23 protein-coding genes are annotated in these 25830 nt (G+C 68.9%); 16 read left to right on the plus strand and 7 right to left on the minus strand.

Annotated elements, in window-relative coordinates; all coding sequences use genetic code 11:
• Positions 1-171 precede the first annotated feature (171 nt).
• The 7 genes from ACT54L_RS20290 to ACT54L_RS20320 all read left to right on the plus strand — a co-directional run bounded on the left by ACT54L_RS20290 (position 172) and on the right by ACT54L_RS20320 (position 8145).
• Positions 172-1005 (plus strand): ABC transporter permease, encoded by an 834-nt coding sequence (locus ACT54L_RS20290; RefSeq protein ID WP_476087450.1) that lies wholly within the window; start codon positions 172-174, stop codon positions 1003-1005.
• Between the two features lie 7 nt (positions 1006-1012).
• Positions 1013-1819, plus strand: a complete 807-nt coding sequence (locus ACT54L_RS20295) for an ABC transporter permease (RefSeq protein ID WP_476087451.1) — start codon at positions 1013-1015, stop codon at positions 1817-1819.
• Positions 1819-3495, plus strand: coding sequence for a class I adenylate-forming enzyme family protein (locus tag ACT54L_RS20300; protein WP_476087452.1), 1677 nt, complete (start codon positions 1819-1821; stop codon positions 3493-3495). The genes ACT54L_RS20295 and ACT54L_RS20300 overlap by 1 nt, the downstream gene beginning before the upstream one ends.
• Positions 3488-5080 (plus strand): phytoene desaturase family protein, encoded by a 1593-nt coding sequence (locus ACT54L_RS20305; RefSeq protein ID WP_476087453.1) that lies wholly within the window; start codon positions 3488-3490, stop codon positions 5078-5080. The genes ACT54L_RS20300 and ACT54L_RS20305 overlap by 8 nt, the downstream gene beginning before the upstream one ends.
• 78 nt (positions 5081-5158) lie before the next feature.
• Positions 5159-6229, plus strand: coding sequence for an ABC transporter ATP-binding protein (locus ACT54L_RS20310; protein ID WP_476087454.1), 1071 nt, complete (start codon positions 5159-5161; stop codon positions 6227-6229).
• A gap of 15 nt (positions 6230-6244) precedes the next feature.
• Positions 6245-7096 carry an amidohydrolase family protein gene (locus ACT54L_RS20315; RefSeq protein ID WP_476087455.1) on the plus strand — a complete coding sequence of 284 codons (852 nt, stop codon included), beginning with the start codon at positions 6245-6247 and terminating at the stop codon, positions 7094-7096.
• A gap of 128 nt (positions 7097-7224) precedes the next feature.
• Positions 7225-8145 (plus strand): LysR family transcriptional regulator, encoded by a 921-nt coding sequence (locus ACT54L_RS20320; RefSeq protein ID WP_476087456.1) that lies wholly within the window; start codon positions 7225-7227, stop codon positions 8143-8145.
• Between the two features lies 1 nt (position 8146).
• On the opposite strand, the gene ACT54L_RS20325 is transcribed toward ACT54L_RS20320, so the two are convergent.
• The 5 genes from ACT54L_RS20325 to ACT54L_RS20345 form a co-directional block, all read right to left on the minus strand.
• On the minus strand, positions 8147-10510 hold the full coding sequence (locus ACT54L_RS20325; RefSeq protein WP_476087457.1) for a response regulator: 2364 nt from the start codon (positions 10508-10510) through the stop codon (positions 8147-8149).
• Between the two features lie 5 nt (positions 10511-10515).
• On the minus strand, positions 10516-10959 hold the full coding sequence (locus tag ACT54L_RS20330; RefSeq protein ID WP_476087458.1) for a response regulator: 444 nt from the start codon (positions 10957-10959) through the stop codon (positions 10516-10518).
• Entirely contained in the window at positions 10946-13186 is a 2241-nt protein-coding gene (locus ACT54L_RS20335) for an ATP-binding protein (protein WP_476087459.1), read from the minus strand. Before ACT54L_RS20335 ends, ACT54L_RS20330 begins: the two co-directional genes overlap by 14 nt.
• The gene (locus ACT54L_RS20340) at positions 13183-13782 is read right to left on the minus strand and encodes a biliverdin-producing heme oxygenase (protein ID WP_476087460.1); all 600 of its coding nucleotides are present in this window, start codon (positions 13780-13782) and stop codon (positions 13183-13185) included. The genes ACT54L_RS20335 and ACT54L_RS20340 overlap by 4 nt, the downstream gene beginning before the upstream one ends.
• 123 nt (positions 13783-13905) lie before the next feature.
• Positions 13906-14853 (minus strand): LysR family transcriptional regulator, encoded by a 948-nt coding sequence (locus ACT54L_RS20345; RefSeq protein WP_476087461.1) that lies wholly within the window; start codon positions 14851-14853, stop codon positions 13906-13908.
• 235 nt (positions 14854-15088) lie between these two features.
• On the opposite strand from ACT54L_RS20345, the gene ACT54L_RS20350 reads away from it, so the two are divergent.
• Positions 15089-16018: an AEC family transporter gene (locus tag ACT54L_RS20350; RefSeq protein ID WP_476087462.1), complete on the plus strand. Its 930-nt coding sequence runs from the start codon at positions 15089-15091 to the stop codon at positions 16016-16018.
• Between the two features lie 12 nt (positions 16019-16030).
• Here ACT54L_RS20350 and ACT54L_RS20355 read toward each other — a convergent pair whose 3' ends face one another.
• Positions 16031-16822: an IclR family transcriptional regulator gene (locus ACT54L_RS20355; RefSeq protein WP_476087463.1), complete on the minus strand. Its 792-nt coding sequence runs from the start codon at positions 16820-16822 to the stop codon at positions 16031-16033.
• 207 nt (positions 16823-17029) lie between these two features.
• On the opposite strand from ACT54L_RS20355, the gene ACT54L_RS20360 reads away from it, so the two are divergent.
• Both ACT54L_RS20360 and ACT54L_RS20365 read left to right on the plus strand, forming a co-directional pair.
• The gene (locus tag ACT54L_RS20360) at positions 17030-18091 is read left to right on the plus strand and encodes a Bug family tripartite tricarboxylate transporter substrate binding protein (RefSeq protein WP_476087464.1); all 1062 of its coding nucleotides are present in this window, start codon (positions 17030-17032) and stop codon (positions 18089-18091) included.
• An 85-nt stretch (positions 18092-18176) separates the two neighbouring features.
• Positions 18177-19844 carry an FAD-dependent oxidoreductase gene (locus ACT54L_RS20365; protein ID WP_476087465.1) on the plus strand — a complete coding sequence of 556 codons (1668 nt, stop codon included), beginning with the start codon at positions 18177-18179 and terminating at the stop codon, positions 19842-19844.
• A 4-nt stretch (positions 19845-19848) separates the two neighbouring features.
• Here the strand turns inward: ACT54L_RS20365 and ACT54L_RS20370 are convergent, their stop codons facing one another.
• Positions 19849-20778, minus strand: a complete 930-nt coding sequence (locus tag ACT54L_RS20370; protein ID WP_476087466.1) for a LysR family transcriptional regulator — start codon at positions 20776-20778, stop codon at positions 19849-19851.
• A gap of 135 nt (positions 20779-20913) precedes the next feature.
• On the opposite strand from ACT54L_RS20370, the gene ACT54L_RS20375 reads away from it, so the two are divergent.
• The 6 genes from ACT54L_RS20375 to ACT54L_RS20400 all read left to right on the plus strand — a co-directional run bounded on the left by ACT54L_RS20375 (position 20914) and on the right by ACT54L_RS20400 (position 25825).
• Positions 20914-21558: an isochorismatase family protein gene (locus ACT54L_RS20375; protein WP_476087467.1), complete on the plus strand. Its 645-nt coding sequence runs from the start codon at positions 20914-20916 to the stop codon at positions 21556-21558.
• Positions 21559-21657: 99 nt separating this feature from the next.
• A complete protein-coding gene (locus tag ACT54L_RS20380) occupies positions 21658-22644 on the plus strand; it encodes an ABC transporter substrate-binding protein (RefSeq protein WP_476087468.1) in 987 nt (328 codons plus the stop codon).
• 2 nt (positions 22645-22646) lie between these two features.
• Positions 22647-23477 carry an ABC transporter permease gene (locus ACT54L_RS20385; RefSeq protein ID WP_476087469.1) on the plus strand — a complete coding sequence of 277 codons (831 nt, stop codon included), beginning with the start codon at positions 22647-22649 and terminating at the stop codon, positions 23475-23477.
• Positions 23477-24316 carry an ABC transporter ATP-binding protein gene (locus ACT54L_RS20390; RefSeq protein ID WP_476087470.1) on the plus strand — a complete coding sequence of 280 codons (840 nt, stop codon included), beginning with the start codon at positions 23477-23479 and terminating at the stop codon, positions 24314-24316. The genes ACT54L_RS20385 and ACT54L_RS20390 overlap by 1 nt, the downstream gene beginning before the upstream one ends.
• Before the next feature lies 1 nt (position 24317).
• Entirely contained in the window at positions 24318-25139 is an 822-nt protein-coding gene (locus tag ACT54L_RS20395) for an ABC transporter permease (protein WP_476087471.1), read from the plus strand.
• A gap of 41 nt (positions 25140-25180) precedes the next feature.
• A complete protein-coding gene (locus ACT54L_RS20400) occupies positions 25181-25825 on the plus strand; it encodes a polysaccharide deacetylase family protein (protein WP_476087472.1) in 645 nt (214 codons plus the stop codon).
• The last annotated feature ends 5 nt before the right edge of the window (positions 25826-25830 follow it).

A 25830-nucleotide genomic window follows, 5' to 3' on the forward strand; every position in this document is an offset into this window, starting at 1 on the left:
GCGCGGGTTTCCAAAACGCCCGCGCCCCCTTTCTGCCTGACCTCCCGCGCGCCGCAAGGCGTGATGCCCCGTGCCTTGCGGCCGCACCCGAGGCACTCTTACGGGCGGCCTCTCGAAGGCCCGTTCCCGAAGGCCGTTCCGAAAGGCCCCCCGCATGCCCGGTGCCGCGCCATGAACCATGCCCTGGAAACCCGCTTCGTGGCGCTGCTGCTGGCGCCGCTGATGGTGGTGATGCTGCTCTTCTTCCTGCTGCCCGCCGGCTCCATCCTCTGGACCAGCCTCAACGGCGCCAAGCTCGCCCCCTCCACCTATCTGGACCTGCTGACCAGCACCCTGTTCCGCAAGGTGCTCACCACCACGCTGGAAATCGGCATCGAGGCCACCGCGGTGACCCTGGTGGTGGGCTATGCCATCGCCATGCATCTGGCCCGGCTGTCGCCCCGTCATCGGGCGGTGATGATGATCTTCGTCATGCTGCCCTTCTGGACCTCCATCCTGGTGAAGAGCTTCGCCTTCACCATCGTGCTGGGCGATGCGGGCCTCATGAACCGCGCCATCGCCTTCGTGTTCGGCAACAAAGAGCCGATCCAGATGCTGTTCAACCGCACCGGCGTGCTCTTGGGCATGCTGAACTTCCTGCTGCCCTTCATGGTGCTGCCCATCCTGAGCAACCTGATGGCGCAGGACCCGGCCTTGGCGCGGGCGGCGCAGACCATGGGGGCGGGGCCGCTGCGCATCTTCCTGCGCATCACCTTGCCGCTGAGCCTGCCGGGCGTGCTCTCGGGCGTGCTCATGTGCCTGTCGCTGGCCATCGGCTCCTACATCACGCCGGCTCTGCTGGGCGGGCGCACGGACATGATGCTGGCCAACCTCGTGGACTTCTACACCCGCCAGACGCTGGACTGGCCCGCCGCCTCCGCCATCGCCGTGATCCTGCTGGTCATCACCGGCGCCATCGTCGCCTTGCTCACCCGCGTGCGGGGCGGGCAGGCGGAAGTGCTGTGAGGGCGCCATGAACGAACTGGTCGACCGCACCACGCGCTTCTGGCGGGCCACCGGGGGCTTTGTCGCCTGGGCCGGCTATCTCTTCCTGCTGATGCCGACGCTCATCATCATCCCGGTGTCGCTCAACGGCTCGCAGAACCTCACCTTCCCGCCCGAACGGCTCTCGCTGGCTTTGTTCGCGCAATTCTTCGCCGATCCCTCCTGGTGGGGCGCGGCATTGCAGAGCTTGAAGATCGCGGTGGCCTCCACCCTCCTCACCCTCGCTTTGGCGGTGCCCGCCGCCTATGCGCTGGTGCGGGGCGACTTCTTCGGCCGACGGGCGCTGAACCTCTTCCTCATGAGCCCCATCCTGGTGCCGGTGGTGGTGCTGGGCTTGGGCTTCTATTTGAACTTCAACACCTTCCGCATCGGCGGCACGGATCTGGCCTTGGTGCTCGCCCACACCATCCTGATCGCCCCCTTCGTGGTGGTGTCGGTGAGCGCGGGCCTGCGCCAGATCGATCCGGCGCTGGAGAGCGTCGCCATCATCATGGGCGCCTCCCGGGCCCGGGTCTTCTTCCAGGTGGTGGTGCCGCAGATCAAGGATTCCCTGGTGGTGGGGGCGCTGCTGGCCTTCCTCATCTCCTTCGACGAAGTGGTGGCGTCCTATTTCGTCGCCGGCCCCGCAACAACGACGCTGCCGGTGAAGATGTACAGCGCCCTGCGCTGGGAAATCTCCCCCGTCATCGCCGCCGTGTCCGCCATGCTGACCGTGCTCTCGCTCGTCTTCAGCATCGCCCTGATAGCCCTGCGCAAGTCTCCCCGAGGTCACTGATGTCCAAGGTTGAAGTCCTGTCCGCGCCCGTGCGCCCCGTCGCCGAGCGGCGCGCCGCCATCGAGGCGGAGCCCCTGCCGGACAATATCGCCGCCCTCATCGAGATGGTCGCCGCCGACGTGCCGGACCAGCTGGCCTGGCACTTCTTCGAGAGCGACGAGCGCGCCACTTACGGGGAAATGAAGGCCGCCGTCCATGCGCTCGCCCACGGCTTCGCCCGCCATGGCGTGCGCAAGGGCACGCGGGTGGCGGTGATGCTGCCCAATATCTCCGCCTTCCCGCTCACCTGGCTGGCGCTGGGCGTCATGGGCGCGGTGATGGTGCCGGTGAACGTGAATTATCGCGAGCGCGAATTGGCCTATGTGGTCAATGACAGCGAGGCGGAATTCCTGGTGCTGCACGAGAGCGTGCGCCCCATCTTTGAGGCCGCCCGCGCTGAAGGGGCCATCACCGTGCCGGCGGAACGGGCCTTCCTGGTGGATGGCATGGCGGCGGGTCATCCGTCCTGGGAGGCCTGCCGAGTGGAGGGGGCCGGGCCCTATGTGCCCGCCGAGCCCGTCGGGCACGATGATCTTCTGAACATCCAATACACGTCCGGCACCACCGGCTATCCCAAGGGGTGCCTGCTGGCGCAGGATTATTGGCTGGTGGCCGGCAAGGTGAATGCCACCCGCGACGGGCGCGTCTATCGGCGGATCCTGGCCTCCACGCCCTTTTTCTACATGGACCCCCAGTGGCTGCTGCTGATGACCTTCTATCAGCGCGGCACGCTCTATGTGGCGGCCAAGCAAAGCGCCTCGCGCTTCATGTCCTGGGTGCGGGCCTACAATATCAATTTCTGCCTGCTCCCCTTCCTCGCCTTCAAGCAGCCGCCCCATCCCGATGATGGCCGCAACGCCATCGTCCGCGCCAATGTCTATGGCTTGCCGAAAGCCATGCATGCGGCGGTGGAGGAGCGCTTCAACCTGGTGGCGCGGGAAGCCTTCGGCATGACGGAGCTGGGGCCCACCCTCTTCATGCCCATCGAGGCCACCGACATGGTGGGCTCGGGCGCCTGCGGCCAGCCCGGCCCCTTCCGCGAATGCAAGGTGGTGGACGCCGAGGGCCGGCCGGTGAAGCCGGGCGAGGACGGGGAAATGGTGGTGCGCGGCAAGGGCATCTTCCGCGGCTATTACAAGCGCCCGGATGCGACACGCGAGGCCTTCCTGGACGGCTGGTTCCGCACCGGCGACGTGTTCCGGGTGGATGAGCGCGGCTATTTCACCATCGTGGGCCGCACCAAGGACATGATCCGCCGCTCCGCCGAGAACATCGCCGCCCGCGAGGTGGAAGGGGTGCTGCAAGCCTCCGGCGTGGTGATGGAGGCGGCCGTCGTCGGCGTGCCCGACGAGACCCGCGGCGAGGAGATCAAGGCCTATCTGGTGCTGGAGGAAGGCGAGGCGCCGGACGCGGCGACGCTGGAGGCCGTCATCGCCCATTGCCAGCGCAACCTTGCCCCCTTCAAGGTGCCGCGCTTCTACGAGTTCCGTACCGCCCTGCCCAAGACGCCCTCGCTGAAGGTGGCCAAGCACGTGCTCAAAGCCGAGCAGGCGGACCTGCGGGTCAATTCCTATGACCGGGTGACCGCCGGCTGGCACCTGAAGGACTCAGCCCGGAAGGACACCGCAAATGCGTGATGCCCGCTACGACGTCATCATCATCGGCGCCGGCCATAACGGCCTCGTCTGCGGCGCCTATCTCGCCCGCGCCGGGCAGAAGGTGCTGGTGCTGGAGCGCCGGCCCCTCATCGGCGGCGCCTGCGTCACCGAGGAGGTGTGGCCCGGCTACAAGGTCTCCACCGCCTCCTATGTGATGGCGCTCCTCCAGCCCAAGGTGATCCTGGACCTGGAGCTGGCGCGCTATGGCTATGAGATCCTCAAGCCCCCGCCCATGTTCCAGCCCTTCCCGGACGGGCGCTCGCTCACCTTCTTCGACGAGGAGGACCGCACCTGCGCGGAGATCGCCAAATTCTCCAAGAAGGATGCGGCCGCCTATCCCGAATATCGGCGCTATATGCGGCGCCTTGCGCCCATCATGCGCGAGATCATCTGGGACACGCCCTTCAACGTGTCCTCCAACCCGCGCGACCTGCTCTCCGCCGCCCGCTTCCTGTGGGGCAAGCGCGGCTATGTGGGGGATTTCTACCAGCTCTATGACCTGCTGACGCTGAGCGCCCATGATGTGCTCAGCCACTGGTTCGAGAACGACGCCATCCGCGCGGCGCTGGGCTTCTACGCCACCGGCGGCGGCGGCAGCGCGAGCCTGCGCTCCCCCGGCACCGGCTATGTGCTGCTACGCCCCCTGGTGCGCGACCATGAGACGGCGGCGGGCGGCTGGGGCTTCGTGCGCGGCGGCATGGGCGCCATCAGCGGCGCCATCGCGGCCTCCGGCAAGGCCCATGGCATGGAGGTGCGCACCGATGCGGAGGTGGCCTCCATCCTGGTGGAGAATGGCCGCGCCGCCGGCGTGGTGCTCGCTTCCGGCGAGACGCTGCGGGCGGGGCGCGTCGCCGCCAATGCCAGCGCCCGCACCACCTTCACGCGGCTTCTGGATGCCCGTCATGTGCCGGCGGAGGTGACGCAATCGGTGCAGAATCTGCGCGCGCGGGGCTCGGTCTACAAGGTGCATCTGGCGCTGGACGCCCTGCCCCGCTTCAGCGCGTTCGATCCCGCCGCCGCCGGCTTCCCTTATCCCGCCCAGGTGCGCATCGGCCCGAGCGTGGATTATCTGGAGCAGAGCTTCGATCCCGCCAAATATGGCGACTATGCCCCCCATCCCTTCATGGTGGCCATGACGCCCACCGTGCTGGACGAGACACTGGCCCCGCCCGGTCAGCACTTCATGAGCATCATGGCGGGCCATGCGCCCTATGACCTGAAGGGCGGCTGGACCGACGCCGCCCGCGCGGCCATCGGGGACGCGGTGGTGGACACGCTGGAAACCTACGCCCCCGGCTTCAAGGCCCTCGTCCGCGAGCGCCACATCTATTCCCCGGCGGACCTGGAGCGCGTGTTCGACCTGCCGGGCGGCCATGTGCACCATGCGGAAATCAGCGCCGACCAGATGTTCATGCGCCGCCCGGCGCCGGGCTATGCGGATTATCGCACGCCGGTGCCCGGCCTCTATCTGTGCGGCGCCTCGGTGCATCCCGGCGGCGGGGTGACCGGTGTGCCCGGCCACAATGCCGCCCGCGAGATCCTGCGCGATGCCAAACGTCGTTGATCGCGTCGTTGAGCCCCTTGCGATCGCCCGCCGCCTTTGCGGCCCGGCTTGCCGTTTTCAGGAGTTTCCCCGGTGTCGATGATCGAGATTGAACGGCTGACCAAGAGCTATGGCGACTTCCTCGCGGTCGCCGAGTTCAACCTCACCGTGGCAAAGGGCGAGTTTGTCAGCCTGCTGGGCCCGAGCGGATCGGGCAAGACGACGCTGCTCAACCTCATCGCCGGCATGACGCGGCCCTCCTCCGGCACCATCCGCATCGATGGCGTGGATGTCACCAATCTGCCGCCCAGCAAGCGCGACCTCGGCATGGTCTTCCAGAACTACGCCCTCATGCCCCACATGAGCGTGTTCGAGAACATCGCCTTTCCGCTGCGCGTGCGCCGGGTGCCCAAGGCCGAGATCAAGCGGCGGGTGGCGGAGGCGCTGGACCTCATTCGCATGCCCCATGTGGCCGCGCGCATGCCGCGTGAATTGTCGGGCGGCCAGCAGCAGCGCATCTCGCTCGCCCGCTGCATGGTCTATCGCCCCGCTCTGATCCTCATGGACGAGCCGCTCGGCGCCCTCGACAAGAAGCTGCGCGAGGAGATGCAGATCGAGATCAGCCGGCTGCACCGGGAATCCGGCATCACCATGCTGTGCGTCACCCACGACCAGGAGGAAGCGCTCTCCATGTCCGATCGCATCGTGCTGATGCGGGAGGGGCGGTGCGTGCAGGTGGGCACGGCGGACGAGCTTTACTTCAACCCCGCCTCTTCCTATGTGGCTGATTTCATCGGCCATTCCAACCAATTGCCCTGCACCGTGGCGGGCGAGGCGGCCGAGCGGCTGGTGATCGCGCTCGGCAACGGGTCCTCCCGCCAGGTGCCGCGCCCGGCCTTCGCCGCGACGCAGGGATGTGCCGCCATGCTCCATGTGCGCCCGGAGAGCGCCAACATCGCCGCCGCGCCGGACGAGACCCACGCGCTGAAGGGCGTGCTGGAGACCTCCATGGTGGTGGGCAGCTGCATCAAGCATGTGGTGCGGCTGGAGAATGGCGACACCTTCCTGGTGCAGGAGCTGAACCACCGCCTGCGCACCCGGCCGGTGCTGGGCTCCACCGTCTTTGTGGGCTGGCCGGCGGATGCCGCCCAACTCCTGCCCGTCGACTGATCCCGGGAGGCCGCCATGCTCATCGATTTTTCGAGCCGCCCGCCGCTGCCGCAATTCCAGAAGACGGCCGGACACCTCGCCAATTATCGCCGCGTCTACAAATCCAGCGAGACCGCCAGCGCCGCCGAGATCGGCCCCGACGCCTTCGCCGATTATCTGGCCTCCTATGACGGCGTGGACGCCCGCCACATCGTCATCAAGGCGCGGGATCTCACCACCACCTTCGGCTTCAAGATCGCCAATGAGGACGTAGCTGAGTTCTGTGCCGGACAGGGCGGCCGCTTCATCGGCTTTGCCGGGGTGGACCCGCACAAGGGTCCGGCGGCGGTGGACGAGTTGCGCCATGCGGTGCGCGACCTCGGCCTGAAGGGCCTCAACCTGCAATGCTTCGAACTGCGCCTGAAGCCCAACGACCCGCTGCTGTTCCCGCTCTATGAGGCGTGCCTGGAGCTCAATATCCCCGTCAACATCCATTGCGGCATCAACTTTTCCACCGCCAGCCTCCTGGATTATGGCCGCCCCGCGTATCTCGACGAAGTGGCCGGCACCTTCCCGGACCTGCGCATCTGCGCCTCCCCGCCCGGCTGGCCCTGGGTGCAGGAACTGATCGCGGTGGCCTGGCGGCACAAGAACCTGAATATCGGCATCGTCTCGGTGCGCCCGAGCCTCCTGGAGCGCCCCCATGCGGGCTATGAGGCGCTCCTCGTCTATGGCGCCAAGGTGCTGAAAGACCAGATCATCTTCGGCACCGGCTTTCCCATGCTGCCGGTGGCCCGCACGGTGGCAGAGCTTGACGCGCTCCCCATTCCCGACCATGTGCGCGCCCGATGGAAATACCACAACGCCGCCGCCTTCCTGGGGCTGTGAGCGACACCGCCGCCATGGCTCGACACCCGGAAGGCGCAAGGCTACCCTCAAGGCTACTACCTTCGCCGCAAAGCGGGATTTCCGCGCACCCGCTGGCGCCGCGCGGGGGGAGCCAGCCCGGTTTCGCCATGAACATCCGTCACCTGCTGATCGTCGATTTGGTGATGGACCTCGGCTCCGTGAGCGCGGCGGCCCGGCGGCTGCGGGTGTCGCAGCCCTCCATCACCAAGACCGTGCACCTGGCGGAGCAGGAACTGGGCATCCCGCTGTTCCGCCGCGTGGGCGGGCGCCTCCAGCCCACGCCTGAGGCCCAGCTTCTCCTGCCGGAGGTCAAGCGCCTGGCGGGCTTCGTGGAAAACCTGCGGGATCTGGCCGACCAGATCCGCGACGGCCGGTCCGGGCGCATCCGGCTGGCCACCTCCTCCTCCATCGCCAATTCCATCGTGCCCGACGCGGTCGCCCTGTTGCGCAAGGACTGGCCGAGCCTGTCCGTGGACGTGATGGCCTATGCCACCAAGGATGCCATCGAGCAGGTGAGCCGCAACGAGGCGGACTTGGCCATCGCAGATGTGGCGGTGCGCGATCCCGGCCTTGAGGCTTCGGTTCTGTGCGAGGCGGACATGGTGTGCGTGCTGCCCCGCGACCATCCCCTGGCCGGCGCCGCCCACTTGAGCGCGAAGGCGCTGGCGGGCGAGTCCATCATCACCTTTTCCGATACCACGACCCTCGGGCGGGCGGTGCGCAGCGCCTTTCACGAGACCCATCCGCGCTTCCAGATCGCCAGCACGGTGAACCAGTCCACCGCCGCCTGCGCCATGGTGGCGCGGGGGCTGGGGGTGGCCATCATCGATCCCTTCCCGGTGCTGGCGGGGGCCTATGGCGCGCTCGCCATGGTGCGCTTCGTGCCGGAACTGGCCATCCGACCCGTCCTGGTGAACCGGCGGGACCTGCCCCAGTCGCAGCTGGCGCTGGCCTTCCAGAGCGCCATCCGCACCGCCATCTCCCAGATCGCCGCCCGCTCGGACGTGCTGCGCGACGTGGCGGGGTAGGTCATGCCGCCGGGGCGCCCGGCAGCTTCTGGCCGGCATCCACCAGCGCCCGCGCCAGTTCCGCCCGGCGGAAGGGCTTGTTGAGGCGCACGAGGTTCTCTGCCACGCGCGGATCATCCGCATAGCCGGTCACCAGCACCACCGGCAGGCCCGCCGCCTTCACCGCGTCGGAATGGGCCAGCTCTGCCCCGGTCATTCCGGACATGAGATGATCGGTGACCAGAAGCGTGGGCTTCAGCCCCTGCGCCAGGAGATGCAGCGCCTGCTCGGCGGAGGCGACCGCCGCTACCTGATAGCCGAGATCATTGAGCATCTCGGCGGTGGAGATGCGCACCAATTGCTCGTCCTCCACCAGCAGGATGGTGCCCCGCCCCGCCGTCACATCGCCATCGTGGGGCCGGGCCGGCTCGCTGGCGGGTTCTCGCGCCACCGGCAGCCAGAGATCGGCGCGGGTGCCGAGCCCCAGCCTGCTCTGCAAGGTCAGCCCGCCACCGAGCTGGGCGGCGAGCCCGTGAACCATGGACAGGCCGAGGCCCGTGCCCTTGCCGATGCCCTTGGTGCTGAAAAAGGGCTCCACCGCGCGGGCCAACGTCTCCGCATCCATTCCGGTGCCGGTGTCGGCCACCGAGAGGCGCAAATAGCGGCCCGGCGGCAGCTTGGCGGCATGGTCGGCGCCGACCTCCTCCTCCTGCGCGGAAATGTGCAGTTCGCCGCCATCGGGCATGGCGTCCCGCGCGTTGACCGCCAGATTGAGAATGGCCATTTCCACCTGGTTGGCGTCGGCGTGGGCGGGCGGCAAGGTGTCGGGCGCCTGCGCGGTCACCTTGATGCGGGGACCGGAGGTGGAGGCCACCAGCTCCCCCATGCCCTTCACCAGGGCCGCCAGATCCACCGAAGTGGGCTGGAGCGGCTGGCGGCGGGCGAAGGCGAGCAGGCGCTGCACCAGGGTTTTTGCCCGCTCGGCGGCCTGGAGCGCGCCCTCGATGAGCGGCTTGGTGCGCGCGTCGCCCACATTGCGGCGCTGGAGCAGGTCGAGGGAGCCGATGATGGGGGTGAGCAGATTGTTGAAGTCATGGGCCACGCCACCGGTGAGCTGGCCCATGGCCTCCAGCTTCTGCGACTGGCGCAGGGCCTCCTGGGCGCGCACCAGTTCGGCAGTGCGTTCCATGATGCGCTGCTCCAGCGTCTCGTTGAGGCGCTTCAAGCCTTCCTCGGCGAGCTTGCGCTCGTGCGTGTCCTCGGTGGTGCCGTACCATTTGACGATGGCGCCGCTCTCGTCGCGGCGGGGAAAGGCACGCGAGCGCGCCCAGCGCACTTCGCCCGTCTTGCGCAGGATGCGCAGCTCCACGTCGAAGGGCTCCCCGGTTTCCACCGCCTTGCGCCAGGCGGCAAGGCACCGGGCGCGATCCTCCTCGTGGATACCGTGCGTCCAGCTTTCGCAGAGCCCACTGGTCCCGGTCCAGGCGGACCAGCGCTCGGCCACGCGGTCGAACTGGCCGTCGGGGGTGGCGGTCCAGGCCACCTGGGGGTTCAGCTCGACGGCGAAACGGTAATGGGCCTCGCTCTCCTTCAGCGCCTCGTCATTGAGCCGGCGCTGGGTGATGTCGTTGAACAGCACGGCCACGCGCCGTTCTTCCGGCCGCCCCACCCGATAGGCGAAGACATCGAACCAGCGGCCGTCCAGGGCACTGGCCTTCTGCTCGAAGCGGCGCGGCTCGCCGGTGCGCGCCACCTCGCCATAGACCTCGAACCAGTGCGGCTCGTGGGCCGGCGCCAGCTCCCGCATGCGCCGCCCCACCGCGTCGCGCAGGCCCGTCTGACGCTCGAAGGCGGGATTGACCTCCAGGAACAGATAATCACAGGCCCGGCCCTTGTGTTCGAACTCCACCTCGAAGATGCAGAAGCCGGATTCGATGGAATTGAACAGGCTGCGATAACGCTCCTCGCTCAGCGCAAGCGCAGTGGCCGCCTCGCGGGCGGCGCGGCGGTCGCGCGCTTCCCGCAGCGCCCGCTCCACCACCATGGGCACGCGGGCAAGGTCGCGCTTGGTCACATAGTCGGTGGCGCCGGCCCGCATGGCCTCGGTGGCCCGCTCCTCGCCCAGCACCCCGGAAATGAAGATAAACGGCGTCTGCGGCTGGATTTGCCGGGCGATGGACAGCGCGTCGAGGCCGAGGAAATCGGGAATGGAATAGTCGGACAGGACGAGGTCATAGGTCCGGCGCGCCAGCGCCGCCTCGTAATCGGGGCGGATGCTCACAAGGGACACCTCGGGCGCGCCGTCCACCTTGCGCAATTGGTGGGAGATGAGCTCGGCATCGACGGGGCTGTCCTCAAGCAGGAGGAACTGGAGCGGGGTCGCCATTGCCGTCAGATGTCTCCGGGTGGGGGCTCGTTCAGGACCGCCCAGAACACGCCGAGATCCCGAATGGCCTTGAAGAAGGCGGTAAATTCCACGGGCTTGACCACGAAGGAATTGACGCCGAACTGATAGGAACGAACGATGTCGCTCTCCTCGCGGGAGGAGGTCAGCATCACGATGGGAATGGCGCGCAGGCGCGGATGGCGCTTCACGCGCTCCAGCACCTCCAGCCCGTCCACCTTGGGCAGCTTCAGGTCGAGCAGCACCACGGCCGGATGACCGGTATCGCGGTCGGCATGCTTGCCCTGCGAGAAGATGAAGTCGAGGGCTTCAACCCCGTCGCGGGCGACGATGATGTCGTTCGCCAGCTTGGTCTTCTTGAGGGCGGCCAGGGTGAGTTCCACGTCCGCCGGATTGTCCTCCACCAGGAGGATGGGCCTAAGCGTCGCCACGTCCTTTTCCTTTCGCGTTTGCGGGCAGGGAGAAGCTGAAGGTCGCGCCCTGTCCCACGGCGCCCTTGGCCTCCACGCTTCCCCCATGACGGTCGACGATGCGCTTGGTCAGCGCGAGGCCGATGCCCGTCCCCTCGAACTCCTCCGGCCGGTGCAGGCGCTGGAACACCTGGAACAGCTTGCCGCCATAGGCCATGTCGAAGCCGATGCCGTTGTCGGCGACGGAGTAGACCACCCGGTCGCCCGCCAACCGGCCCTCCACGCGGATGCGCGCGGGATCGCGGCCGCGGGTGTATTTCACCGCATTCTCAACGAGGTTGAACAAGGCCTGGCGCACCAGGGAGGGATCGCCCCAGCACGGCGGCAAGTCGCCCACCTGCCATTCGATCACCCGCCCGGTCTCGGTGGCGTCCAGGCTGTGGCGCACCTCCTCCATCACCTTGGCCATGTCGATGCGCGAGGTCTTCAGGCTGGCGCGGCCGAGCTGCGAGAAGTGAAGCAGATCATCCACCAATTGCCCGGCCGAGAGCGCGGCGCGGGAAATGCCTTCCAGATAATGGTGGGAGAGCGGCTTCAAGCCCGGCTCCTCCTCCGCCAGCAATTGGGCATAGCCGGCGATGTGGCGGAAGGGTGCGCGCAAGTCGTGGGAGATGGAATAGGAGAAGGCCTCCAGCTCCTTGTTGGAGCGCTGCAATTCCTCGGACAATTGCGCCCGTTCCTCCGCCCGCTGGAGCACGAAATTGACCACGGCCACGCGAAAATCCGCCGCCGACAGCAATTCGGCCTCCCGCCAGGGGGCGGAGCGATGGCGCACCTGTTCCTTCCAGCTCTCGAACGAGCGGCGGGGATGAAGGCGGCCGGCTGCATCCTGTAGCTTGGCCGCGCCGGGATCGCCGCCCCAGGTGACCGTGCGGACGACTTCCGGCCGGAACCAGATGATGAAGCTGGCATGGAGGCGGGAAATGGGAACGGCCAGGATGCCGCTCGCCACATCCGCCATGTCGAGGCCCTGCGGCCAGTGGCGGGAGAGGCAGTCGGTGGCGAAGGCCTGCTCGATGTTCTGTGTCCGCAGCCATTCCGCCAGTTCCGCCACCCGCTCGGTGGGCGGGGTGGCGCCGGCGGTCAGCAGGGTGCCCTCGGTGAGCACCGCCGCGCCCTGGGCGTTGACGATCTCCAGCCATTGGGCCGCCCGCTCCACCAGCCCCGCCTGGAAGGCGGGCGCGCGGGCGAGATGGGCGACCAGTTCCGTCTCCACCTGGTGGAGGCGCAGGCGCTCGGTGATCTCGCCGCCGCGCTCGCGGGCGTCGATCTGCTGGGCCACCATGCGGCCGAGAAAGTCGCACGCCGCGCGCACCTGCGCGCCCACCCGGCGCTCCTGCCCGTGATGGCAGGAGATGAGGCCCCACAGCTTGCCGGCGACCATGAGGGAAATGGACATGGACGCCGTCGTGCCCATGTTGCGCATATATTCCAAGTGCACCGGAGACACGCTGCGCAGGGCGCAAAAGCTCAGGTCCAGCGGCGCCCCGTCCAGCGGGCTCAGGTCCGGCACCAGCGGCACCGGCTCATAATCGCAGGTGGGAATGAGGCGCAGCCGGTTGAGGCGATAAAGCGCGCGCGCCTGGGCCGGGATGTCCGATGCGGGAAAGCGCAGGTCGAGATAGGAGGGCAACGTGCCATCGCCATCCTCGGCAATGACGGTGCCGTTCCAATCCCCGTCGAAGCGATAGATCATGACCCGGTTGAAGCCGGTGAGCCGCCGCACCCGCCCCGCCACCGCCCGCGCGAGGCTCAGCGTATCCGGCAGGGCCTCGCTCTCTTCCAGAAAATCGCGCAGGAGCGGGTAGAAGCTCTCAGCCGTCTCGCCGAGGTCGGGCGCGGGCTCGAACTCCACCACCAGCCCTTGGGCCGTGCGATGGGCGGAGACCTCGAACATGCGCCCAGCCAGGGCGTGGGCCCTCAGATAGAAGCCTTCCCCGCCAGCGGCCCAGCGGGCGATGTCGTCCACGAAAGCGCCGCCGCCGAACGGCAGGTCGCAAAGGCGGGGGGTCGCGTCGGGGGCCACCGGAAAGCCCAGCACATAAGCCGCATTGGCGCTCGCCTGCACCACCGCCAGGTCAGCGGGGCGCAGGACCAGCAGGGCACCATGGGGCTGCACGCCGCCGGGGATGCGGATGGGCTCCTGGGCGCAGGCCTCCAGAAGGTCGGGACGGGATGCCTCCCTCATGACACGGGGTCCAGGCAGGGCGGCGGGGTGGCGGACAGGGATGCGGGCGCGGCGGGAAGGATCCGCGCGGCCGCCTCCAGATAGGCCCCGAAGGCGCGGTGTGCGGCGCCCACCAGGCGGGCGAGGTCCACCGCCTGCGCCTCCCGCTCCGCCAGCGCGGCGAGGAGGCCGCCCCACAGGCGCGCGCCCGCGCCATGCGCGAGGAAGGCCACGGCCGCGCGCGTCGGCGCCGCCGAGGGGAGCTGGCGCAGCAGCATGGCATGGCCGAGTCGCGAGCCTTCCAGCACATAAAGGGCGCCCAGCATCTCGTCGGTGCCCAGCAGGGGCCCGACAGCGACCGGGGCGGGCCGCGACAGACCGAGGACGCGGAGGTCCGCATCAACGGAGTGCCGGCGCACCCGGCTCGGCCAATCGTCCAGGAGGGCGGCGACGCCGGCCAGCTCCAGCCGCTGCTCAAGGGGGTGCAGCGCCGCCGCATGGATCTGCAGGAACCGGCCATAATCGGAGGCGTCCGCGAGGTTCAAGGCGGAAAGGGCGCCGTCGAGCCGGGCGTGGTGGCCTTCCGTCTCTTGCTTCAGAATGCCTCTGAGGGTCATATCCAGGTCCGTGAAGGCGCCGGACACGGGGGCCGGCGCGGGAAGGGGGTAAGGGCAAAGGCCCTCGGGACCCCTCAACGCGACCTGCCTCATATTGTTCCGCTTCCGCCTGCCCCGCCGGCCCTATCCGGCGGGATCTGGCGGGCCGACGGCGGGGCGGCGCCGCGCCTTCTTCGCAGCGGTGGAGGCGGCTGCACGGGGCGGCGCCATGGCGGCGCGGATGGCCGCGGCCAGGGCCAGGCACAGCCGCCGGCTGGGCCGGTCCTGACGCTCCAGAAGCACCACGCGGCGGCTCATCTGCGGTTCGCCGAACGGCAGGCACGTCAGGGCCGCGTCCGCCAGCACGGCGTCGGGCAAGGGCAGGACGGCCACGCCGAGGCCGCGCTCGACCATGCGCAGGATGACCTCCTGGCTGTCGAGCACCATCTCCTCGCGCACCTTCAGCCCCAGCCGCCGCAATTCCCGCGCGATCATGCGCCCCGCCCAGGCCCGGGCATCGAAGCGGATGAACGGCATCTCGGCCAGGAGCCGCGCCCCGTCCGCCGCGCCAAGGCCGGGCGGTGCGATGATCCAGAAGCGATCGGCATAAAGCTCGGTCCAGGACAGATCGGGCGGGTGGGGTCGCACCGGCTCGGTGGTGACGGCGGCATCCAGTTCCCCGTTGGCCACCCGCGCCGCCAGTTCCACCGACATGCCCGCCCCCACATGGACCCGCAGGCGCGGATGGGCCCGGCGCAGGTCCGCCAGGGCGCCGGGCATGGGCCCGGAAAGGGCGGTCTGGATCGCCCCCACCTTCAGCCGGCCGGTGAGGGAGCGCTCGTCGCTGAGTGCCTCGGGAATGCGATCATAAAGCGCCAGCACCTCCTCGGCGCGCGCCAGCACGATGCGGCCGGCCTCGGTGAGGACGGGAAGGCGGCGGGAGCGGTCGAACAGCTGGACCCCGAACTCCTCCTCCAGGCCCCGCACCTGAAGGCTGATGGCCGACTGGGTGAGCCCCACCGCCTCCCCCGCCCGGGCAAAGGAGCCGTGATGAGCAATGGCCTTCAGGCTGCGCAGCGCGCGAAGCGACATGGGGATCTCCGGTGGCCGGATGCCCTCCGCGGGGGCAGGCCGTGGCCACCCATGACTATATCTCGTCGGTGGGACGAGAATTATGAATTTTTCGCGCGCCCAGCCGCGCCCTAATGTGCCCTTCCCTCCGTTCCGGCGCCCCTGTCATGACCTGCACGTCACCGCCCTCCCGCTCGCGCGCTTCGGCCGTTGCGGCGCGCCGCTCAGGCGCGCCGGCGATGCTGGAGGGCCGGCCATGACGGGCGCCGTCCTGCTGGCGCTGGCGCCGGTGGTGCTGCTCATCGCCCTCGGGCTGTTCCTGAAGCAGCGCAAATTCCTGGCCGAGGGCTTCTGGCCGCAGGCCGAGCGGCTCGGCTATTTCGTGCTGCTGCCGGCGCTGTTCTTCCACGGCCTTGCCACCGCCACGCTCGACCAGTTGCCGGTCTGGGAATTGGTGACGACGCTCGTCGCCTCCACCTTGCTGGTGGCCGGCCTGGTGGTGGCCGCGCGGCCGTTGCTGGGTGTGGATGGACCGGCCTTCACCTCGGTGTTCCAGGGCAGCGTGCGGTTCAACAATTATGTGGGCGTCACGCTGGCGGCGGGCCTGTTCGGCGCCAAGGGCATTGCGCTCGCGGCCATCTGCAACGCGGCCATCGTGCCCACCGTCAATGTGCTGTGCGTGCTCGTCTTCGCCCGCCACGGCGCGGCGCGGCTGACGGCGCGCGGCGTGGCGCGGCAGCTCGCCACCAATCCGCTGGTGCTGGCGTGCCTCGGCGGCATCGGGCTCCAGGTGCTGGGCCTGCATGTGCCGCCCGGCATCGAGCCGGCGTTGAAGGCGCTGGGGGCGGCCTCGCTGCCCATTGGCCTGTTGTGCGTGGGCGCGGCGCTGGATTTCTCCACCGCCCGCCAATGGGTGGGGCCGGTGGTCTCCTCCTCCACGGTGAAGTTCCTGGTGATGCCGTTGGCCACCTTGCTGCTGGCCGTGCCCTTCGGCCTGACCGGCCCGGCGCTCACCACCGCCCTCCTGTTCCAGGTGCTGCCCACCGCCTCCTCCGCCTATATCATGGCCCGGCAATTGGGCGGCGATGCCCCGCTTATGGCCGGCATCACCGCCGCGCAGACGGTGGGCGCGGCCGCGGTCATTCCCCTGGTGCTGACGGTGCTGGCCGGCTGGATCGGCGCCTGAAGCGGCTCTCTCTCAGGCGGGCGAACCGGCCGGAGCGCCGGCCAGGCGGGCGGAAATGTCCTGCGCCGCCTCCCGGATGCGGGGGACAATGCCCGCCCGCGCCTCGGCCGACAGCCAGACGCCGACAAAGGCGGTGCTGATTCCGGCGATGGCCTCCCCCCGGCCGTTGCGCACCGCCACCCCGACACCGCTCACCCCCGGCGTGAACAGGTCGTCATGCTCGGCGAACCCGAGCCGGCGCGTGCGCTCCACCGCCGCGAGAAAGGCAGCCTCGTCGAAATCGGGGCGCTGGTGATAGCGCGCGCGGTTGGCGGCGATGAACTCCTGCATCTCCGCCTCAGGCAGAGCCGCGAGCAGGGCCATGGACCCGGCGCCGATGCCCAGCGGCTCGCGGCTGCCCACCTGGAGCACCAGGGTCTGGATGCGCCGGCCGCTCTCCTCGCGGGCGATGCAGACCGAATCCGGCCCCGCGCGCACCACCAGATAGACGGGCTGGGCGATGGCCAGGGCAAGCCGCGCCATGGCCGCCCCCGCCACGGTTTCCAGCGGATGGCAGGCCGCGGCGCCCGCGCCCAGCGCCAGCAATTCCAGCCCCAGCCGGAAGGCCTGGCCCTCGCCGGAGCGGGTCACCCAGCCGGCGCTCTCCAGCATGGCCAGCACCCGATGCACGGTGGGGCGCGGCAGGCCGGTGGCGCGGATCAGGTCCCGCAAGGCGGCCCCCTCCATCCCCGCCTGGGCAATGGCCCGCAACAGCAGCTGCGCCCGCGCGAAACTGCCGGCCGCCGCCATGCTTTCCCCGCTCATGCCCAACCTTCCGTCCGATAATTGGACGCCGTTTCTGCCACGCCTGGTGGTGATTGTCGACGGCAAACGGCTCTTGCTGCGGATGAATTTAATATGTTAAGCACATGCACACAGTCGGGACAGACTGTCTTTGTCCAATAAACGGACGACATGCGAGAGGCGCCGCCGCCCATGGGGTGGAAGGACGTTTCCGAAAGGGAGGACGCCATGGTCGACACACGCCCCGCCTCGCGCGGCCGCGCAGGCCTTTGCATGGACATCACCCGCGCGCCCATCTGCCGCCGTGCCCTGTTGCGCGGCGGAGCCGGGCTTCTCGCCGCCGGGCTTCTGGCCTCTGGCCTCGTCGCGGCGACACCCGCCTTTTCCCAGACCTATCCCACCCGCCCCGTGACCCTGGTGGTGCCCTATGCCCCCGGCGGCGCCAGCGATGCGCTCGGGCGCCTGGTGGCCAAATGGCTGCAGGACAAGCTCGGCCAGCCCTTCGTGGTGGAAAACCGCCCGGGCGCAGGCTCGGCGGTGGGCGCCGATTTCGTGGCGCGGGCGACGCCGGACGGCTACACGCTCCTGCTGGCCACCAGCACCACGCTGGCCATCAATCCGGCGCTCTACAAGAAGCTGCCCTATGACCCGGTGGCCGCCTTCACGCCGGTGGGCCTGGTGGCCAACGTGCCCTTCGTGCTGGTGGCCAATCCCGCCCTTGGCGTGAAGACGGTGAGGGAGCTGGTCGCCCTGGCCAAGGCCAAGCCCGGCAGCCTCACCTATGGCTCCGCCGGCAACGGCTCGCCCCAGCACCTGTTCATGGAATTGCTGAAGGCCAGCACCGGGATCGACATCATCCATGTGCCCTACAAGGGCAGCGCGCCGGCCATGAACGATCTGGTGGGCGGGCAGACCTCCCTCATGGTGTCGGACCTTGCCCCCGCGCTCGGCCAGATCCAGGCGGGCAAGATCATCCCGCTGGGCGTCACCACGGCCCAGCGCCTGCCCGGCCTGCCGGACGTGCCGACCTTGGCGGAGGCGGGCATCGCCGGCTACGAGGCCTCCGCCTGGCAAGGCATTGTCGGCCCCGCCGGGCTTCCGCCCGAAGTGGTCTCAACCTTGAGCACCCAGTTGCGCGCCTTCGTGGCGGACCCGGCGACGGCCGAGGCCTTCGCGCGGGTGGGCCTCCAGCCCGTCTCCGACACGCCGACGGAGTTCGCGGCCTACATCCGCGATGAAATCGCCAAATGGGGGCCAGTGGTGCGCGCCAGCGGCGCCACGGCGGACTGACGCCTCCCGCCCACCCGCCTTCCCGTGGTGCGGCCGTGCTCCGGCGCGGCCCCCTTCCGCATGCGCTGCCGACAGAGACCACGCCATGACCACCCCCTCGACCACTCCGTCCCGCCCCCTCGCGCCCTCCGTGCTCGTCGTCGGCGCCGGCCCCGTCGGCCTCACCCTCGCCCTCGACCTCGCCGCGCGGGGCATTGCGGTCACGGTGGTGGAAGTGCGCGCCGCCGGCGAGCCGCCGAACGTGAAGTGCAACCACGTCTCGGCGCGCTCCATGGAAATCTTCCGTCGCCTCGGCATCGCCAGCGCTCTGCGCAATGCCGGGCTGCCGGAGGACTATGCCAATGACGTATCCTACCGCACCGCCACGGTAGGCGCGGAGATCACCCGCATCCCCATCCCCTGCCGGCGGGACCGCTACACCTCAAAGGAGGGACCGGACACCTGGTGGCCCACCCCCGAGCCGCCCCACCGCATCAACCAGATTTACCTCGAACCCATCCTGTTCGCCCATGCGGCGCGCCAGCCCAACATCCGCATCCTCAACCGCACGCAGGTGGAGCATTTCACCCAGGATGAGGCGGGCGTCACCGCCACCGCCCGCGACCTGGAAACCGGCGCACCCTTCGAGATCAAGGCCGCCTATCTGGTGGGCTGCGACGGCGGCAAATCGGAGATCCGCCGCCAGATGGGCGCGCGGCTGGAGGGCGACGCGGTGGTTCAGCGCGTCCAGTCGACGCTGATCCGCGCGCCTGACCTCATCGCGCGCATGCAGCTGCCGCCCGCCTGGTCCATGTTCACCCTCAATCCCCGCCGCAGCGGGAACATCTATGCCATTGACGGGAAAGAGCTTTGGCTGGTGCACAATTATCTGCGCGACGAAGAAGCGGACTTCGACGCGGTGGACCGCGACTGGGCCATCCGCACCATTCTCGGCGTCGGCCCGGACTTTTCCTATAACGTCGTGAGCAAGGAGGACTGGTTCGGCCGCCGCCTTGTGGCCAACCGCTTCCGCGATCGCCGCGTCTTCATCTGCGGCGATGCCGCCCATATCTGGGTGCCCTATGCGGGCTATGGCATGAATGCGGGCATTGCGGACGCCACCAACCTGTCCTGGCTGCTGGCGGCGCATCTGAACGGCTGGGGGAGCCCGGCCATTCTCGACGCCCACGAGGCCGAGCGCCAACCCATCACCCAGCAGGTCTCCCACTTCGCCATGCGCCATGCGGAAGAGATGGCCAAGCGCCGCCGCGCGGTGCCGGCGGACATCGAGGCCCCCGGCCCCGAGGGAGATGCCCTGCGCGCGGCCTTCGGGCAGGATGTGTATGACCTCAACGTCCAGCAATATTGCTGCGCCGGCCTGAACTTCGGCTATTTCTACGACCGCTCGCCGCTCATCGCCTATGACGGCGAGGCCCAACCGGCCTATGGCATGGGCACGTTCGAGCCCTCCACCGTCCCCGGCTGCCGCGCGCCGCACTTCTGGCTCTCCGATGGCCGCTCCCTTTATGACGCGCTCGGTCCCGACTACACCTTGCTGCGCTTCGACCCGTCGCTCGACGTGAGCGGCCTCGTGACAGCCGCGCAGGCGCGCGGCGTGCCGCTGGCGGTGCTGGACGTCGAACCGACTCCCGAGGCCGCCGTCTATGATCGCAAGGCGGTCCTGGTGCGCCCCGACCAGCACGTGGCCTGGCGGGGCGATGCCCTGCCCGACCGGCCGGAAGACCTTGTCGCCCGCATCAGCGGAGCCGCCTAGCCTTTCACGACGCCGGCGCGGCGGTGGCGAGGCGGCGGGCGAAGTCGATGAAGGCGCGGGTGGGCGGCCGCACGATCTGGCGATGAGGGATCACCGCATAGATGTTCTTCGGCTTCATCTGCACCTGCGGCAGCACCGCGATGAGGCGACCCGCCGCCAGGTCCTGCCGGGCGTGGAAGGCGTAGAAATTGGCGATGCCCGCGCCCGACAGGCAGGCCAGCCGCAGGAGGTCGCCATTGTCGGAGAGCAGGCGGCTGCGGGTATGGACCGGCCGCCATTCCTCGTCCGGCCCGTCCCGCAGCAGCCAGGTCTCGGCGAGATCGGAGAAGCGGCTGGCGAGGCAATCATGGTGCGCGAGGTCTTCCGGCGTGCGCGGCAGGCCCGCCCGCGCCACATAGGCTGGCGCCGCGCACAGGATGCGGCCGCAGGATGCCAGCAGCACATGGGCGAGCTTGGAGATGGGCTCTTCCTGCAGCGTGATGGCCACGTCGATGCGGTCGCGGATCAGGTCCGGCGTGGCGCTGGAGACCATCAGGTCCAGCGTGATGCCCGGATGCTCGGCGAGGAAAGCGTAGAGGTTCGGCCCCAGCGAGGAAGCGACGAAAGAGGGCGGGGCGGTGACCCGCAAATGCCCGCTCAATTCCCGCTCCGTGCTCATGACGGTGGCGGCGGCATCCACCTGGGCGAGGATGCCCACGCACTGGTCGTAGAAGCGCTCGCCCGCATCGGTGACGGAGATGCGCCGCGTGCTGCGATGAACCAGCGCCACCTTCAGAGCATGCTCCAGCACCTGCACATGCTTGGTGACCGAGGAGGCGGCAAGGCGCAATTGGCGGGCGGCCGAGGAGAAGCTCTGCGTTTCCACCACCGCCACGAAGCAGCGCAAAGAAAGGATGCTCGCCTCGTTCAGCGGGCCGTCGGGCAAAGCAACCACTGCCGTCCTCCGCGATTATCGAGGAATGGGAAATAATATCTTTTTTTAATTCCCGATAATCAAGAGCGGGGAATGGGCCCATGATCGCGGCAATGATACGGGGACGTCAGATCCCCGGTGAGGGAAGGAGACGCCATGACGTCTGAACTCGCCGCCGTGCACGCGCGCGGCTTCGGCTCCCCCGTTGGCTTTGGCCAGGCTCCAGCCTTGCTGGTGGTGGATTTCACCTGCGCCTTCACAGACCCTGCCGCGCCCTTGGGCGCCGCCATGGAGCAGGAAATCGACGAAGCCAACCGCCTCATCGCCGCCGCCCGCACACGCGGCGCGCCGGTCTTCTTCTCCACCATCGCCTATGACGATCCCGCCCGCGAGGCGGGCGTGTGGGCGAAGAAGATCCAGGGGCTCCACGCCCTCGTCACCGGCAGCCCGGGCGTGGCGCAGGACCCGCGCCTTCATGTGGCGCCCGGCGACCATGTGTTCGCCAAGCCCTTCGCCAGCTGCTTCTTCGCCACCGATCTCGCCGATCGCCTGAGGGCGCTTCAGGTGGACACGCTGGTGATCGCCGGATGCACCACCAGCGGCTGCGTGCGCGCCTCCGCCGTGGATGCCTGCCAGCACGGGTTCCGCACCATCGTGGCCCGCGAAGCCACCGCCGACCGTCTCGCCGATGCCCATCTCCAAAGCCTTGCCGACATCGACCTGAAATATGGCGACGTGCTCAGCGTGGACGAGATCATCCGCCAGCTGGCCGGCAAAACGACGGACGAACGCGCCGCCTGACGGCACCACCGACAGATTCAACGCGTTTGTGTCACGTGGACCGGTGCCGCTTGGTGGGTGCCGCTTGGCGCGAAAACGCTCCTGGGAGGGAAAAAGACAATGAACAATCATCACGCCACCCCCGCCTTCACCCGCCGCGGCGCCCTAGCGCTCGCCGCTGGAGCCGCGGCCTTGGCCGTCGGCGGACGCCCCGTCCTTGCCGCCGAGACGGTGCGCATCGGCCTGCCCACCAAGACCTGGTGGCCCTCCATCGTCGCCGACGTGGCGGTGAAGCAGGGCCTGTTCACCCGCTACGGCCTCACCCCGGACCTCACCGTCTATCGCAGCGGCGGCGAAGGCTTCGAGGCGCTGGCGGCGGGATCGTCCGACCTCACCATCGGCCTCGTCGCGCAAGTGGGCGCCGGCCGCCTGCGTGGGGTGGAGACGCGCATCATCGCGCTCGGCGCCGACACCAATACGGGCTGGCGCCTGCTGGTGCCCACCGCCTCGCCCATCAAGGATGTGGCGGGCATTGCGGGCAAGAAAGTGGGCATCACCACCTCCGGCTCGCTCTCCGATTTCATGGCGCTGTGGATGCGCTCCGATCGCAAGATCGATTTCACCAGCGTGCCCCTGGGCGGCGGCGGCCTCGTGCCCAACCTCTTGTCGGGCAATGTGGACGCGGCCATCGTCTATTCGCCGCTGAGCTTCCAATTGCTCCAGAACAACCAGGCCCGCTCGCTGCTGGACTTCGCCACCGCCATTCCCAAGCACCTGGCGGTGGGCTGGGCATCCACCGACGCGATCATCGCCAAGAAGCCGCAGCTGCTCACCAATACGCTGAAGGCGCTTTATGGCGCGGTGGACTATATCCGCAAGAATCGCGACCAGGCCATCAAGATCATCGCCGAGACCAACAACGTTCCCGAGGCGGTGGCCAAGCAGGAATATGAGGAAACCTTCCTCGCCCTGTCCACCGACGGGCGCATGACGCCGGACGACATCAAGGTGGCGATGGAGCTGGCCCGCATTGGCGGCTTCACCAACCTCGCCCCGGCGGACCAGATCGTCAGCACCGCCTTCACCCCCGTCACCCTCGGGGCGTGAGCGTGGCCGCCCCCACCGGCTCTCCCGCCCTCGCCCATCCCGCTGCCGCCGCCCCGCCGACACCCGCGCCCGCGCGGCGCTGGCGGGGCGGCGGGCGGCTCCTGCTCTGGGCCGGCACGCTGGCCGTCCTGTTCGCCGTTTGGCAGGCCGTGCTCTCGCTGGGCCTTGTCCAGCCCATGCTGCTCCCCCCGGTGGGCGAGGTGCTGGCCACGGCCGGCACGCTCATTGTCAGCCCCGCTTTCCTCGCCCAGGCGGGGGTGACGGTGGCGGAGGTGATGGTCGCCTTCCTCATCGCCGCCCCGCTCGGGGTGGTGCTGGGCATCGCCATCGGCGAGAGCCCCTATTGGCGCCGCGTGCTCCAGCCCATCATCTTCACGCTCTTCTCGATTCCGAAGACCATTTTCCTTCCCATGTTCATCCTGGCCTTCGGGATCAACTTCGCACAGAAGGTGGGCTTCGGCGTTTTCTCCACCATCTTCATCGTTCTCATCTGTGCCTTCTCGGCCCTGGAATCGGTGAAGGCCGACCAGGTCCGCGTCGCCCGCGTCTATGGGGCGACCCCGCTCCAGATCGCGCTGCGCGTCTATCTGCCGGCCATGGCGCCGGTGCTGCTGGAGGCGGTGCGGCTCGCCATGATCTTCAACCTGACCGGCATCCTGCTCGCCGAGATGTACGCCTCGCGCGCCGGGCTCGGGCAATTGGTGGCCAATTGGGGCGAGAACTTCCAGCTGAAGGAATTGCTGGCCGCCATCCTCATCATTTCCGCCGCCGCCATCCTGTTCAACGAGACGGTCCGCTGGTTCGAGGCCCGCTGCGAGCATTGGAGAAGCTGATGTCCCTGACCGCGAACACGGCCCTCCGATCCGCCCCCGGCACGCCCTCCTCCAAGGGCACCGACCGCGACGCCGGCGCCATCCATATCGCCGGCCTGAACCACACCTACGATGCCGGCGGACGGGTAACGCAGGCCCTTTCCGACATCGCGCTGGATGTGAAGCCCGGCCGGTTCGTGGTCATCGTGGGCCCGAGCGGGTGCGGCAAGTCCTCCCTGCTCATGATGATGACAGGGCTGCTCGCGCCCACCTCCGGCACCATCCTGTGCGGCGGCGCCCCCATGCGCCAGCCAGACCCGGACCGGGTGGGCGTGGTGTTCCAGGAGGCAAGCCTCTATCCCTGGCTCACGGCGCTGGACAATGTGGAATTCCCGCTCTCGCTGCGCGGCATGCCCAAGGCCGAGCGGAAGGCCCGCGCCCGCGAAAAGCTGGCCCTGGTGGGCCTGAAGGGCTTCGAGGACCGCTATCCCCACGAATTGTCGGGCGGCATGAAGCAGCGCGTGTCCATCGCCCGGGGGCTGGTGCAGAACCCGCCCATCCTGATGCTGGACGAGCCCTTCGCGGCGCTGGACGAGCAGACCCGCATCGCCATGGGCGACGAATTGCTGCGCATCTGGGAAGAGACCGGCAAGACGGTGGTGTTCGTCACCCATTCCCTCACCGAGGCGGCCTATTTGGCCGACGAGATCATCGTCATGTCCGCCCGGCCCGGCCGCATCGTCGACCGGGTGGAAGTGGACCTGCCGCGGCCCCGCACCTATGCCATGATGGCCACCGAGCGGTTCGCGCAATTGCGCGAGCGCATCTGGAGCCAGATCAAGACCCAGGCGGGGGGCTGACATGGCCCTCGCCGAAACCCGCGCCGAAGGTGGCCCGGCCACCGCCCGCGCCCCGCGCCTCTCCCCGGACACCACCCGCCGCCTCATCTGGCTGGCCCTGCTGGTGCTGTGGGAGGCTCTGCCGCGCCTGGGGCTGGTGCCCTCGCTCTTTCTGCCGCCGCTCACCCAGACGCTGGCCGCGCTCGTCAGCGGCGCGCCGGATTACCTGAAGCACCTGGCCTTCTCGCTCCAGGCCATGGGCATTTCCATGGTGCTCGCCTGCGGCGGCGGCATCGGCCTCGGGCTGCTGGCCGGCTCCGTGCCGAGGCTGCGGAAGGTGGCGCAGCCGCTCGCCTCGGGGCTCTATGCGGTGCCGCTCGTCATCCTCTATCCGCTCTTCACCGCCTGGTTCGGCATCGGCCCGCAGGCCAAGATCGCCTTCGCCAGCCTCTATGGCGTGCTCCCTTGCCTGCTCGGCACCATGGCCGGCGTGCAGACCATCGACCGGCAATATCTGGTGGTGGCGCGCAGCCTGAAGGCGAGCCGCCTGCAGACGGTGACGCGGGTGCTCCTGCCCGCCGCCATTCCCACCGTTCTGTCCTCCTTCCGCGTGGGCGGGGCGCTGGTGATCGTGGGCATCGTGGTGGCGGAGATGCTCACCTCGTCGGAGGGCATCGGCTATCTCATCACCCGCTACCGCACCATGCTGGACAGCCCCCGCGTGTTCGCCGCCATCCTGGTGGTGGTGGCCCTGGTCTTCGCCTTCGACCAATTGGTGCGCCTGCTGGAGCGCCGCACCCGCCACTGGCGCCTTGCCACCCGCTCTGCCGAAGGCGCCGGCTGATCGCCGCGCCTCGCCCTGACGTTTCCTCCCCGGAGCCCGTGATGACCCGCATCACCTTGTCCTTCGACAATGGTCCCGACCCCGATGTCACCCCGCAGGTGCTGGACACGCTGCGCCGGCACGATCTGAAGTCCACCTTCTTCGTGGTCGGCGACAAGCTGCGCGACCGCCGTGCCCTCAGCGAGCGTGCGCACGCGGAAGGCCATTGGATCGGCAACCACACCTACAACCACCTGGTGCCGCTGGGCCTCAGCCCCGAGCAAGGCATGTCAGCGGGCGAGATCGCCCGCACGGAGGCGGCCATCGGCGACCTCGCCCATCCCCGCCGCTTCTTCCGGCCCTTCGGCGGCGGCGGGCTCCTGGACCAGCGCTTGCTGAACCGCGAGGCCCTCGCCCATCTGGAGGCCCATCGCTACACCCTCGTCCTGTGGAACGTGATCCCCGAGGACTGGGCCTATCCGGCCGGCTGGGTGGAGCGGGCGCTGGAGCTTTGCTTTGCCCAGGACCATGCCCTGATGGTGCTGCACGACCTGCCCACCGGCGCCATGGTCCATCTCGACCGCTTCATCGCCAGCGCCAAGGCGGCCGGCGCCATCTTCCAGCAGGATTTCCCGGCCGATTGCGTGCCCATCGAACAGGGCCGCCACATGCACGATGTGGAGCCCTATCTCACCGAAGCCGCCTGACCGTC

The organism is Aquabacter sp. DMC10 (genome assembly GCF_056314145.1).

Excerpts from the sequence above, each read along its gene's own strand:
- ACT54L_RS20380 (WP_476087468.1), top strand. The coding sequence starts at position 21,658 with ATGAACAATCATCACGCCACCCCCGCCTTCACCCGCCGCGGCGCCCTA.
- ACT54L_RS20335 (WP_476087459.1), bottom strand. The coding sequence starts at position 13,186 with ATGAGGGAGGCATCCCGTCCCGACCTTCTGGAGGCCTGCGCCCAGGAG.
- ACT54L_RS20295 (WP_476087451.1), top strand. The coding sequence starts at position 1,013 with ATGAACGAACTGGTCGACCGCACCACGCGCTTCTGGCGGGCCACCGGG.
- ACT54L_RS20365 (WP_476087465.1), top strand. The coding sequence starts at position 18,177 with ATGACCACCCCCTCGACCACTCCGTCCCGCCCCCTCGCGCCCTCCGTG.
- ACT54L_RS20350 (WP_476087462.1), top strand. The coding sequence starts at position 15,089 with ATGACGGGCGCCGTCCTGCTGGCGCTGGCGCCGGTGGTGCTGCTCATC.
- ACT54L_RS20395 (WP_476087471.1), top strand. The coding sequence starts at position 24,318 with ATGGCCCTCGCCGAAACCCGCGCCGAAGGTGGCCCGGCCACCGCCCGC.
- ACT54L_RS20310 (WP_476087454.1), top strand. The coding sequence starts at position 5,159 with ATGATCGAGATTGAACGGCTGACCAAGAGCTATGGCGACTTCCTCGCG.
- ACT54L_RS20375 (WP_476087467.1), top strand. The coding sequence starts at position 20,914 with ATGACGTCTGAACTCGCCGCCGTGCACGCGCGCGGCTTCGGCTCCCCC.
- ACT54L_RS20400 (WP_476087472.1), top strand. The coding sequence starts at position 25,181 with ATGACCCGCATCACCTTGTCCTTCGACAATGGTCCCGACCCCGATGTC.
- ACT54L_RS20340 (WP_476087460.1), bottom strand. The coding sequence starts at position 13,782 with ATGACCCTCAGAGGCATTCTGAAGCAAGAGACGGAAGGCCACCACGCC.
- ACT54L_RS20355 (WP_476087463.1), bottom strand. The coding sequence starts at position 16,822 with ATGAGCGGGGAAAGCATGGCGGCGGCCGGCAGTTTCGCGCGGGCGCAG.
- ACT54L_RS20320 (WP_476087456.1), top strand. The coding sequence starts at position 7,225 with ATGAACATCCGTCACCTGCTGATCGTCGATTTGGTGATGGACCTCGGC.
- ACT54L_RS20305 (WP_476087453.1), top strand. The coding sequence starts at position 3,488 with ATGCGTGATGCCCGCTACGACGTCATCATCATCGGCGCCGGCCATAAC.
- ACT54L_RS20345 (WP_476087461.1), bottom strand. The coding sequence starts at position 14,853 with ATGTCGCTTCGCGCGCTGCGCAGCCTGAAGGCCATTGCTCATCACGGC.
- ACT54L_RS20300 (WP_476087452.1), top strand. The coding sequence starts at position 1,819 with ATGTCCAAGGTTGAAGTCCTGTCCGCGCCCGTGCGCCCCGTCGCCGAG.
- ACT54L_RS20360 (WP_476087464.1), top strand. The coding sequence starts at position 17,030 with ATGGTCGACACACGCCCCGCCTCGCGCGGCCGCGCAGGCCTTTGCATG.
- ACT54L_RS20315 (WP_476087455.1), top strand. The coding sequence starts at position 6,245 with ATGCTCATCGATTTTTCGAGCCGCCCGCCGCTGCCGCAATTCCAGAAG.
- ACT54L_RS20390 (WP_476087470.1), top strand. The coding sequence starts at position 23,477 with ATGTCCCTGACCGCGAACACGGCCCTCCGATCCGCCCCCGGCACGCCC.
- ACT54L_RS20325 (WP_476087457.1), bottom strand. The coding sequence starts at position 10,510 with ATGGCGACCCCGCTCCAGTTCCTCCTGCTTGAGGACAGCCCCGTCGAT.
- ACT54L_RS20290 (WP_476087450.1), top strand. The coding sequence starts at position 172 with ATGAACCATGCCCTGGAAACCCGCTTCGTGGCGCTGCTGCTGGCGCCG.